Raw genomic sequence first — 11,578 nt, 5'->3', positions numbered from 1 at the left:
TCATTTTGCATATTAGCTTAGTGCTAAAATCAATTTCATTTATTTGACGAGGCCCGCTAGATTCGCAGTTCCTCACACGTGCAAGGAACTGCGGATGTCCCTTCGATCTCGTCTGTTGCTAATCGCTGCCACTACATTGCTGGCCATTCAGGCCTTTGCCAGCGATCGCCTGACCCTGCGTATCGGTGACCAGAAGGGCAACATGCGTGCCCAGCTGGAAGCGGCGGGTGCCTTGCGCGGCTTGCCGTATGACATCCACTGGGCCGAATTTCCCGCTGCCGCACCGTTGGCCGAGGCATTGAATGCCGGGGCGATCGACGCCGGCATCATCGGCGATGCGCCCTTGTTGTTCGTGCTGGCTTCCGGGGCGCCGGTCAAGGCGATTGCCGTGGACAAGTCCGACCCCTATGGCACGGCACTGCTGGTGCGCCCCGATGCCCCGCTGCACAGCGCAGCAGACCTCAAGGGCAAGCGCATCGCCACCGGGCGCGGTTCGATAGGTCATCACCTGGCGCTGAAGGCGCTGGACCAGGCAGGCCTGAGCGAAAAGGACGTGGAGCTTCGTTTCCTGGGCCCGGTCGACGCCAAGATCGCCCTGGCCAATGGCTCGGTGGATGCCTGGTCGACCTGGGAACCCTACACCGCGCTGGCCGAGCTCAGTGGTCAGGGCCGGGTACTGGTCAATGGCCGTGGCTTGTCTTCCGGCAACAGTTTTCTGGCTGCCACCGACAAGGCGCTGGATGACCCGGTCCGGCGTGCTGCGTTGCAGGACTACCTGGCGCGCCTGGCGGGTGCGCAGGTGTGGGCTTACCAGCATCTGGACAGTTACTCGAAAACCCTGGCGACGATCATCGGCTTCCCGCAGGACGCCGCGCGGCTGCAGTTCGAACGCCGCCAGCTGCGCTGGCAGGCGATCGACGCCAGGACCATCACAGAGCAGCAGGAAACCGCCGACTTCTACCACGCCCATGGCCTGATGAACCAGCGTCTTGACGTGCCCCCGACGTTCGCCACTGGCTTTACCGTGCCCGCCACGGGGTCACTGGCCCAGCACTGACCTCAAGCCAGCAGAGCCCCTGTAGCAGCGGCTTCAGCCGCGTAGCGTCCCGCACAGGCAATGCATGCCTCGCAGGCTATTTGAAGAACTGGCTAGGCGTAGTACCGAACTGGCGCTTGAACATGCTGGCAAAGGCACTGGGGCTGTCATACCCCAGCGCCCCCGCCACATCGATGATCCGCTCGCCCAGGGCTATGCGCTCCAGCGCCTGCATCAGCCGAGCCTGCTGGCGCCACTGGCCGAAGGTCATGCCGGTTTCCTTGCGAAACAGCCGCTGGATGGTCTTTTCGTCCACCCCCAGGTGCAGGCCCCAGTCGGCTACCGTGACGTTGTCATCCGGCCGCTCATGCAGGGCCAAGCAGATCGCCCGCAGGCGCTTGTCGACGGGTTGTGACAGCTTCAGCGGCAAAGTCGGCAGCACGCAGATTTCATCAAGGATCAGGCGCATTACTCGGGCTTCGCGTGAGTCCTCGACAAACGGAGCGGTAAAGCCCACGGACGCCTTGATCAGTTCGCTGAGCAGCGGCGAGATGCTGATGGCCTTGCTCTGCCGGGGCAGGCCCGCGGCGGCGTCGGTACGCACGAACACACTGCGCATCTTCACATCGCCGACGCAGCGGATCGCATGCACCTGGCCGCAGGGCATCCACACCCCGCGGCTGGGGGGCACGGTCCAGCGTTCGTGGCCGGACTCGACAATCATCAGGCCTTTGATGGCATAGATCAGCTGGTGCTTGGCATGCTGGTGTGGCTCGATGAACCAGTCGCTTGGGTAGTCGGTTGCACGGCTACCCACTTCCCAGGCCCACTCATCGACCTCCACCAGCAATTCACGCTGCGGCTTTACCATCATGACCTCGTGTAGATGTAGCCCGGCAGCGCCACTTTAGCAGCAACGGCTGGGCCGGGCCTGCAAGCGGGTGGCCGGCAGCAGTGCGGTGGCCAGGCCAAGCAGCGGCAGGAAGGCGATGGCCTGGTACACCCACTCTATACCGTGGCGGTCGGCCAGCTCACCCAGCCCGGCGGCGCCGATGCCGCTGATGCCGAACATCAGCCCGAACATCACCCCTGAAACCATGCCGACCCGGCCCGGTACCGCCTCTTGGGCATATACCACCAAGGCGGCGAAGGCCGACGACATCACCAGGCCGATGATCACCGACAATACCGCGGTCCAGGCCAGGTCAGCATGGGGCAGGGCCAGGGCGAACGGCGCTACGCCGAGGAACGACACCCAGATCACTGCCTTGCGCCCGATGCGGTCACCCACCGGGCCACCGGCGAACGTACCCAGCGCCACAGCGGCGAGGAACACGAACAGGTACAACTGGCTGTGTTGCACGCTAAGGCCGAAATGCTCGATCAGGTAGAAAGTGAAGAAGTTGGTGAATGAAGCGATGTAGACGAACTTGGCGAACATCAGCACGGCGATCACCACCACTGCGCGCCACATCGCATTGCGCGACAGCCCGGAGGCCTGCTGGCCGGAGAAGGTCTTGAGCCGGGCCTGGCCGTGGCGCACGCTCCAGCCGGTCACCCGCAGCAGCACCATTACCGCCAGCGCGGCCGCCAGCATGAACCAGGCAATGGCCGGCTGGCCATGCGGGATGACGATGGCGGCAGTGAGCAGCGGGCCGAGGGCGGAGCCGGTATTGCCGCCAACCTGGAAGGTTGACTGCGCGGTGCCGAAGCGCCCGCCAGAGGCCATCCTCGCCACCCGCGAGGCTTCGGGGTGGAAGGTGGCCGAACCGACACCGACCACCGCAGCGGCTACCAGCAGCATTTCGTAGCTGCCGGCAAAGGCCAGCAGGGCGATGCCCACCAGCGTCACCAGCATGCCCGCTGGCAGCAGGTACGGTTGCGGGTGCTTGTCGGTGTACATGCCGACCCACGGTTGCAGCAAGGAAGCGGTCACCTGGTAGACCAGGGCAATCCAGCCGATCTGTGCAAAGCTCAGGGCGAAGTCGCTTTTCAGCATTGGGTAGATCGACGGCAGAACAGCCTGGATCAGGTCGTTGAGCAGGTGGGCAAAGGCAGCAGCACCGACGACGCGCACGACAAAGCCCTGAGGCTGGTCGGCAGGCGCGGTGCTGGCCACGGAGGCGGCGGAAGTTGTCATGGGCAAGGTTCTTCTGTGGCAAGAGGCAAGGCATTGCCGCCGCAGGTTAGCCAGTGCCGGGCTGCCTGTCTCACGCCGAACAGGCAGGCACTGCCGCGTTTCGGACATCCAATTCAACGCCAGCGTGTAACCTCTGAAAGCGGGCAAGCCCGTGAAGCAGGCGACGCGGAGGTTGATCAGAGCCCCAGTTCGGTGAGGCCGGGGTGATCGTCCGGGCGCCGGCCCAACGGCCAGTGGAACTTGCGCTCTGCTTCGCTGATGGGGTGTTCGTTGATGCTTGAATGTCGGTTCTGCATCAGTCCGTCATCGGCAAATTCCCAGTTCTCGTTGCCATAGGCGCGGAACCATTGGCCGCTGTCGTCGTGGTATTCGTAGGCATAGCGCACGGCGATGCGGTTGCCGGTAAAGGCCCACAGTTCCTTGATCAGGCGGTAATCCAGTTCATGGTGCCATTTGCGGGTGAGGAACGCCTCGACCTCGACACGGCCGCGGGGGAACTCGACACGGTTACGCCAGACCGTGTCCGGGGTGTAGGCCAGTGCGACCTTGGCCGGGTCGCGGCTGTTCCAGCCGTCCTCGGCCAGGCGAACCTTTTCGATGGCGCTTTCGCGGGTGAAAGGGGGCAGCGGTGGGCGGGACATCGGAGTACTCCTTGGGGCGGGCTTGGGGCGGGTTGGCAGGGAGTAGCGTAGTACGCTCGGTCGTGTCCGGACATCGGTGCAGGAGGCATTTCACTGTTTCGCTCAGTGAAACAAACCAATGTCGATCTACGTGGTAGCCGGCCCATCTGCATTGATTGCGGGTTCCACCGCCCTTGTAGGAGCGGGTTCACCCGCGAAGAGGCCGGGCCTGCTGGCCAGGATTCCTGGCCGTTCACCGTTGCAGCCAGCACCGTATTCGCGGCGGTTCGACGCCTCGATGAACCCGCTCCTACAGGGGACCGCGATCAGGCGCAGAGCTTGAGTATCCTCAGGCCGCGTCGTTAGCCGTGTTGCCCGCTACCTTGTTCCGCCCACCCAGCCATACCAGCAACAACCCGGCCGCCGCCAGCACACCACCGGCCATTGGCACCGCCGCGTAGCCCAGGTCAAGGCTGATCACTGCACCACCCAGCGCCGCACCAACGGCGTTACCCAGGTTGAACGCACCGACGTTGATCGACGAAGCCAGCCCCGGCGCCTCGATGGCGGCGATCATCACGCGCATTTGCAGCGGCGGCACTACGGCAAAGGTGAACATGCCCCACACCAGCAACGCGATGGCGGCACCGACATGGCTGCCCAGCACCAGCGGCATCAGCAGCATGATCACTGCCAGCGCCGCGAGAAAAATGCGCGCTGCCCCGTCAAGCGACCAGTCGGCCAGGCGGCCACCCAGGCTGTTGCCGAGGGTGAAGCCAACCCCGATCAGCACCAGGCCCAAGGTAACGAAGCTGTCCGAAGCGCCAGTCAGTTCGGCCAGTACCGGCGCCACGTAGGTGTACAAGGTAAACATGGCACCGGCACCCAGCACGGTGGTAGCCATGGCCAGCAGCACGCTGGGGCGGGCGATAACGGCCAGCTCCTTACGCACATGCGGCACGCTGCCACGTTCCCCCTTGGGCAGGGCATACCACAACGCGGCCATGGCCAGCAGGCCCAGTGCGGCAGTGCCGGCAAAGGCCATGCGCCAGCCAACCTGCTGGCCGACCCAGGTGGCGGCCGGCACGCCGCCGATGTTGGCGATGGTCAGGCCCATGAACATGGTGGCTACGGCGCTGGCCTGTTTGTCCTTGGGCACCACGCTGGCGGCCACCACGGCGCCCAGGCCGAAGAACGCACCATGGTTGAGGCTGGTGACCAGCCGCGAGGCGAGCAGGGTGTAGTAGTCTGGCGACAGCGACGACAGCAGGTTGCCCAGGGTGAAAATGGCCATCAGCGCCATCAGCGCAGCGCGCTTTCCGAAACGGCTGAACAGCAACGTCATGATCGGCGCGCCGACCATTACACCAATGGCATAGGCGGTAATCAGCATGCCGGCGCTGGGGATGCTCACATCCACGCCTTGGGCAATCACCGGCAACAGGCCCATCGGGGTGAATTCTGTGGTACCGATGCCAAAGGCACCGATCGCCAGGGCGAACAGGACCTTACTGGGGGAAAGAGCGCTCATCGAGAATCTCCGACTGTGAGCAGGTTGCGTACAAAGCCTAAGGCGGCCACCGGAGCAGCCGCGTAGGGGGCAGATCAGTCCCAGTTTGGCGCCAGGCCGTCAGGGCTGACTTCGCGGCCGTTGCGCTCGAGCTTGGCGATACGCGCCATGTCGTCGGCGTCCAGCTTCAGGTCACGGGCCAGCAGGTTGCTGGCCAGGTTCTCGCGTTTGGTCGACGACGGGATGACCGCGTAGCCCAGTTGCAGGGCCCAGGCCAGGGCAACCTGGGCGACGGTGGCCTTGTGCTTGGCAGCGATCTCGGCCAGAACCGGGTCTTTCAGCACCTTGCCGTAGGCCAGGGTCATGTACGACGTGACCGCGATGCCTTGCTCCTTGAGGAACGCCATCAGCTTGCTGTTCTGCAGGTACGGGCTGAGCTCGATCTGGTTGGTGACGATTTCGCCCTTGCCGACCACTTCGATAGCTTGGCGGGTCAGTTCGATGTTGAAGTTGGACACGCCGATCTGACGGGTCAGGCCCAGTTTCTTCGCTTCGGCCAGGGCGGTCATGTATTCGCGCAGTTCAACGCCGTTGCCGGGGGCTGGCCAGTGGATCAGCAGCAGGTCGACGTAGTCGGTGCGCAGTTTCTGCAGGCTTTCGCGCAGGCTGGGGATCAGTTTGTCGGCAGCGTAGTTGTCGACCCAGATCTTGGTGGTGATGAACAGCTCGCTGCGCGGCACGCCGCTTTCGGCGATGGCCTGGCCTACGTCGGCTTCGTTGTTGTAGATCTGGGCGGTGTCGATGACCCGGTAGCCCAGCGCGAGGGCCGACTTGACCGAGTCGATGACGGCTTGGCCGGTGAGGCGGAAGGTGCCGAGGCCGAAGGTAGGGATGCTCATGCTGGTTCTCCTGGGGAATGATCGGGTAGGGCAACAGTGTGGGCGGTTACCCGCAATTGATTAAGCCGGGCCGGGGCCAAGGACCTTTGCCGCAAAGTCAAGAGTTGCTGCCGATAGCTGCACAACGAGGCGGAGCGGGTGGTGCAATGAATAGGCAGATGACCCGCAGTGCAATGGTCAAATCGCAGCTTTCGCCCTACAGGAGCCCGCGATGGCCAGTTCGAATTTTTCTGACGACTCCACCGACGCCTTGATTGCCAGCCGGCTGCCTGCCTGGCTGAGCGCAACGTCGTTGGACAATCTCTACGGCTTGCACGAGAGCCAGCGTCGGCAACAGCTGTTGCAACAGCAGTTGCACGATCTGCTGGCAAACATTGCAACGGCGGATGCCTTCGCCGAGCCGCTGCTGCGGCATGAGTTGCAGGCCCAGCTTGCGCTGACACTGGATGTTCGTCGGGCGAAGCTGCGGCGCAAGGCCTTGCTGCGCTTCCCCTCGTATATCAGCCACATTCCCGACGGGATCAAAGAGCAGGTGTACGAGCATAGCCTCCTGCAAGCGGCCATGCATAACTTCACCGAGGCTGAAGCATCCAACAGTACGATCATGCCAGGCACTATGCTGCTGGATGAGCGCGGACAGCGCTGCACGCTGCGGCCGTCGCGGTTTTACAGCCTGTGCCGGGCACTGGATGTGGGTGGGCAGTACCAGTCTTATCTGCGAGCGCAATTGACGCCGGGAGGGGAAGCCGGCAGCCGCATCGAGACGCTCTTTGAGCGCAGTATCCGCGCCAATCTGGAGGCGGCGCTGCGCTTGTCGCTGGCCAACGGCGAAATCACCGGGCGGGCGCAGGGCCATTGCACACCGCTGGTTGCCCTGTGCGCGACGGATGCCTCGTTGCTACCTGGCGTGAAACCGAGGCAACTACGGGTATTTGGCCTGCAGGTACGCGGTGCGGTGGCATTCGAACTGAGCGATCAGGCGGCTACCGGCGAGGGCGGGGAGGGCATACTGTGCTGGATCCCCGACGACCCCAGCGGCCCCTTGACCTGGTATACCTCCTGGGGGCAGCTATTCCTTACTTTGGGCAAACAGTTCCGCTTGCCAGGTTACGTCGACTTCTTTCAGCGCTTTATCGGCGAGCATGACCGCGAAGCCTACATGCAAGCCTTGAGCAAAGCGTTGTCTGGCACTGCGCTGGATGCACCGGTACCGCTTGACGGCCGCCGTGAGCCTATCGTGCAGCCATTGTTCGCTTACCTGCGCAAGCTGCATATCGACACCCTGCTCGAGAACGGCCGCGTGCACGCCGTACCCACCGCCCAGGTAGATGCACGGCTGCGTGACCGGCGCCTGCATTTTTATCTCAGTGTGGCTCTGGATGCGTTGAGCCTGGCCAGTTTTGCCCTGCCAGTGCTGGCTTTGCCGCTGTTAGGCATCAGCGCCTTGCAGGTGGCTGACGAAGTGTACGAAGGTTACGCCGATTGGCAGCTGGGTAACCGTCAAGGGGCACTGCAGCACCTGTACGCGGTGGCCGAGGCGGTGGCCATGACGGCTGTGAATGTGGGCGCGGGCGCGGCAACGCAGCGCCTGGCCCGCGCCGCCCACGTCGAGCAGCTGGTACCTGTGCACACTGCAGACGGCGAATTGAAGCTGTGCGACCCGGCCTTGCCGGGCTATGCCGTCGAGCACCGCGGCAAGGTGGCCGAGCTGCTCGATACGGCGCAAGGTGAATACCTGCGTACCCCGGCTGCCAGCTACCTGACCTACCTGGATGCTGAAACGCAGCAACGGCGCATCCGCCACCCACAGCGCGCCGATGCCCATGCGCCGCTGATCGAAGACAACGGCGCCGGTGGCTGGCGCCATGAGTTGGAGAGCCCGCTGCAATGGCAGGATAGGCTGGAACTGCTGCAGGGGCTGCAGCGCGATTGGGCGCAGCTCGATGCGCAGACGGCAGAGAATGTATTGCATGCCACGGGGTTTACTGACGGCCAGTTGCGCCGCCTGCATCTGGACCAGCAGCCCCCGCCCGCTCGTCTGCGTGACGCGGTGCAGCGATACCAACTGCATGCCCAGGCGCCCGAATTGTCGGGGGAGGATTTCGAGCAGTACCTGCAAGCACAACAGCCGGCCGCCAGCGCAGCCGAGGCCTTGTTACGCAGGGACTTCCCCGGTTTGAGTGGCAACGGTGCGCGCGAGCTTGTCGAACAGGCCAGCGAGGCATCACTGGAACAGATGCAGGCGCGACAACGCGTACCGTTGGACATGGCCGAGCACGCGCACTGGTACCTGCGTGATACGCGCCTTGACCGCGCCTGTGCCGGCTTGCTGCAGCCGGCAGCGCTCAATCGTGATACCGAACAACTGGCCTTGGGCCTGATTGCCGACCGCGCGCCCTGGCGCAACGTGCGCATTGAGCTGCGCACGGCCCCGCCCAGTGGCGAAATGATCGCTTGGGCCGGTGTACGGGACGCCAGCAAGGTGCGCACGGTGGTCAGGGGTGAGCGTGGTTACCTGGCCCTGGATGCAAACGGGCAGCCGCTGCCCCTTGCGCAGGCCGGCGACACCTTGTTTGAAGCATTGATGCTGCAACTTGACCCTTGGCAGAAAAGCGCCTTGGGCAACGCCGGCCAATCGCCCGAGGCACTGTCGCGTGCAATGGCTCAGTGGGCGGCCGGGCAGCGTGACAGGGTCGCCACGCTGCTAGGCATGGCGCCGGTCGGGCTTGGCTTCAGGCCGCCCTTGCGGCTCGGCGATGGGCGGCTAGGCTACCCCTTGAGCGGTCGGGGCGAGAGCAGTAACAGCGCATTGCGGCGCGGGATGCAGTTACTTTTTGCCCAGGGTGACGACCTTGTGGATGAGTTTGTGGCGAACGCGCGGCGGCAGGGGGTGTTGCCGTGGAACCGCTTCTTGAACCTGTGCGAGCAACTGCGCGCACTGGATAGGGCTTTGGGGCAATGGCGCCGGCAGGCGAGCGGGCCGATACAGCTGATCAGGCGGATACGCATGGCCCGCCGTATCCGGCGTGCCTGGCAGAGGCAAGCTGCTGGGGAGCACGGTGAATACTCGCTGGACCTGGCGGGGTTCAGGTTGGGAGCGCTGCCAGCGCTTCCCGAGTCGGTGAGTTTTGCCCATATCACTACGCTGAACCTGCGCGACATGAACCTCACTGCCGCGGCCGACAGCTTTCTTGCCCGGTTCCCGAATGTACAGCGCCTGGACTTGTCGCAAAACCGTCTGACGATGATCCCGCAGACGCCTCACATGACCCGGTTGCAGCAGGTCGACCTGCGCAACAACCAGATTGTCGAGGTGACTGAAGCACAAGCACAGGCGCTACGCCTCAGTCCCGACCGCGTGCGCTTGCAGGGTAACCCGCTGTCTGCGGCAGCCCTCGAGCGCTTGGCTGCGCAAGCACCGCCCGTTGCCGAACTACCGCCGCAAGCAGGAGACCCTTGGTTCGAAGACATGAATCAGCAGTTTGTTGAGCAATGTCGAATCGAATGGCAAAGCCTTCGGCAAGATGCTGACAGCGTCGGCTTCTTTGTATTTCTTGAAGAGCTACGCAACGGCGAGGCTTATGCGCACGATCCGGCTGACATTCGTCGGCAGGTCAATGAACTGCTCTGGGCCATGTATCGTCACACGTTGGTACGAGAAACACTGTTCCAGATGACAACCATGCCTCGGCGCATCACCACGCTTGATGAAGTGGTGGTCGGCTTGAAGGTGGCGTTGCGAACGGGGGGCCTGCGCGGCCGGCGCCTGGAGCGAGAGTTGCGCGACCTGGGCCGTGAGCAATTCCGGCTCGATCAGCTCAACCGCATTGCTGCCAGGCATATTGAAAATTTGCGGGCAAGCGGCCAGCACGTCAATGACAACGAAGTCTACCTGGCATTGCGTACCCGGCTTGCCGAGCCATTAGGGCTATACGGCCAGCCCAGGTACCTCGACTTCGAGCATGTTAGCAGCGTGACGTCGGAGGATCTGGTTGCGGCGGAAGCGGCTGTTTATGAGGCTGAGAGCGCTGAACAGCTCAGCCAGTTCCTCGCGCAGCAACGCTTCTGGCAAGACCATGTGCGGTTGGCGTATGCCGATCAATTTGCAGGGTTGACCGGGGCTGACGCAGCAGAGCGCAGTGCCGCAGAGCAGGCGTTGACGTTAAGCCTTGCCCGTGGAAACTCTTGGGCCTGGTACCGCCTGCAACCGCCACATGGCCCGGGCTCCCGTGCGTTCGCTCATCTATCCCGGCGTCTTGAAGAAAGCCTTCAGCTTTGGCGAGGTCAGGAGGGCGACCCCGAACATGTCGGGCGAACACATCTGGCGAATGTGCTGCGCAACTTATGGCAGTCACAGTACCGGGGGGGTGGGGAGTCTGCGGATACCGAGATGGGCGGACAGGCCATCAGTTCGTTACCAAGGCTGGCGCCGGGTATCATGTTTGACCGGTTGAACAGCTTCACCTTGTGCAACCAGCAGCTCAGAAGGGTGGACGCAGATTTCCTCAGCCGCTTTCCCAATATGACAGTGCTGGACTTGTCCGGTAACCGGTTGGCTACGCTGGATGGGCTTGAGCATTTGCCACGCTTGCAGCGGCTCAGACTGGGTGGTAACCAGCTAAGTACGGTTGAAGGGCTGGAGCAGCTGGGCCAACTGGTAGAACTGGACATGAGCGGTAATGATCTGAGCGAAGTGCCCGCTGCCGTGGAGCGGTTGACGCAATTGAGCAGTCTGGATCTTTCGTTCAACCAGTTGACGCGCCTGGAAGAGCGGCTAATGCAGCTGGTAAGTCTGGAAAACCTGCAACTCAGTGGCAATCTACTGGGCGATCTGCCAAGAGGGCTGGTGAGGCTGGTACGGCTCAGAACGCTCAACCTGAGCGGCAATCGGTTGTCGACGATACCCCATGGGCTCAATCAGTTGGGCAGACTGGTCGAGTTGTACCTGCACGACAACCAGATAACGCTGGATGTCGAAAGCCAGCCACGACTGGAGTGGTTTTCCAGCCTGCAAGTGCTCACCCTGGGCAGAAACCCGTTGGGTGCGCTGCCACAATTGCGTTTCAACGTTCACCTGCAATACCTGTCCCTGCGGGACAGTGGCCTGCGCAACTTTCCGCTTGGCTTGTTGCAGAGCCACCCGCAGCTGGCAGTGGATTTACGAGGTAATCGCATAGAGACGCTGAGTGAGCAGGCTTTGGCCTGGGTTGAAGCGCACCCGCAGTATGTCAACCTTGAGCATAACCGCCTGAACGAGGCGATCCTGTTGCGCATACGACAGGCTGTGGTGCGGCAGCAGCAGGAGCAGGCAAGGGCGGAGCAGGAGCAGGAGCCACAGTTGACCTTGCGGGCACCTGGACGTCGAGCCTGAGG

Annotated in this window: 7 protein-coding genes; 2 read left to right on the top strand and 5 right to left on the bottom strand. The window is 63.2% G+C overall.

The genetic code is table 11. The annotated features are described in order from the left end of the window. The first annotated feature begins 94 nt into the window (after positions 1–94). Complete coding sequence (locus ACIP02_RS13950; protein WP_400617398.1) at positions 95–1,057, top strand: ABC transporter substrate-binding protein; 963 nt, start codon at positions 95–97, stop codon at positions 1,055–1,057. A gap of 76 nt (positions 1,058–1,133) precedes the next feature. On the opposite strand, the gene ACIP02_RS13945 is transcribed toward ACIP02_RS13950, so the two are convergent. The 5 genes from ACIP02_RS13945 to dkgB form a co-directional block, all read right to left on the bottom strand. Beyond that, on the bottom strand, positions 1,134–1,907 hold the full coding sequence (locus tag ACIP02_RS13945; protein ID WP_400617397.1) for an AraC family transcriptional regulator: 774 nt from the start codon (positions 1,905–1,907) through the stop codon (positions 1,134–1,136). Positions 1,908–1,943: 36 nt separating this feature from the next. Continuing rightward, entirely contained in the window at positions 1,944–3,176 is a 1,233-nt protein-coding gene (locus ACIP02_RS13940; RefSeq protein WP_400617396.1) for an MFS transporter, read from the bottom strand. 176 nt (positions 3,177–3,352) lie between these two features. Further along, positions 3,353–3,817: a DUF1348 family protein gene (locus tag ACIP02_RS13935; RefSeq protein WP_400617395.1), complete on the bottom strand. Its 465-nt coding sequence runs from the start codon at positions 3,815–3,817 to the stop codon at positions 3,353–3,355. A 328-nt stretch (positions 3,818–4,145) separates the two neighbouring features. Continuing rightward, positions 4,146–5,327, bottom strand: coding sequence for an MFS transporter (locus ACIP02_RS13930; protein WP_400617394.1), 1,182 nt, complete (start codon positions 5,325–5,327; stop codon positions 4,146–4,148). 74 nt (positions 5,328–5,401) lie between these two features. Then, on the bottom strand, positions 5,402–6,205 hold the full coding sequence (gene dkgB, locus ACIP02_RS13925) for a 2,5-didehydrogluconate reductase DkgB (protein ID WP_400617393.1): 804 nt from the start codon (positions 6,203–6,205) through the stop codon (positions 5,402–5,404). 211 nt (positions 6,206–6,416) lie between these two features. On the opposite strand from dkgB, the gene ACIP02_RS13920 reads away from it, so the two are divergent. Further along, the gene (locus ACIP02_RS13920; RefSeq protein WP_400617392.1) at positions 6,417–11,576 is read left to right on the top strand and encodes an NEL-type E3 ubiquitin ligase domain-containing protein; all 5,160 of its coding nucleotides are present in this window, start codon (positions 6,417–6,419) and stop codon (positions 11,574–11,576) included. The last annotated feature ends 2 nt before the right edge of the window (positions 11,577–11,578 follow it).

Source organism: Pseudomonas sp. NPDC089408 (assembly GCF_044749445.1).
Taxonomy (GTDB): Bacteria; Pseudomonadota; Gammaproteobacteria; order Pseudomonadales; family Pseudomonadaceae; genus Aquipseudomonas.
Note: the sequence above shows the minus strand (reverse complement) of the source record. Positions and strands in the feature narration are given on the sequence as shown.

Coding starts and splice junctions, on each gene's coding strand:
- ACIP02_RS13940 (WP_400617396.1), bottom strand. CDS start 3,176: ATGACAACTTCCGCCGCCTCCGTGGCCAGCACCGCGCCTGCCGACCAG.
- ACIP02_RS13950 (WP_400617398.1), top strand. CDS start 95: ATGTCCCTTCGATCTCGTCTGTTGCTAATCGCTGCCACTACATTGCTG.
- dkgB (WP_400617393.1), bottom strand. CDS start 6,205: ATGAGCATCCCTACCTTCGGCCTCGGCACCTTCCGCCTCACCGGCCAA.
- ACIP02_RS13945 (WP_400617397.1), bottom strand. CDS start 1,907: ATGGTAAAGCCGCAGCGTGAATTGCTGGTGGAGGTCGATGAGTGGGCC.
- ACIP02_RS13920 (WP_400617392.1), top strand. CDS start 6,417: ATGGCCAGTTCGAATTTTTCTGACGACTCCACCGACGCCTTGATTGCC.
- ACIP02_RS13935 (WP_400617395.1), bottom strand. CDS start 3,817: ATGTCCCGCCCACCGCTGCCCCCTTTCACCCGCGAAAGCGCCATCGAA.
- ACIP02_RS13930 (WP_400617394.1), bottom strand. CDS start 5,327: ATGAGCGCTCTTTCCCCCAGTAAGGTCCTGTTCGCCCTGGCGATCGGT.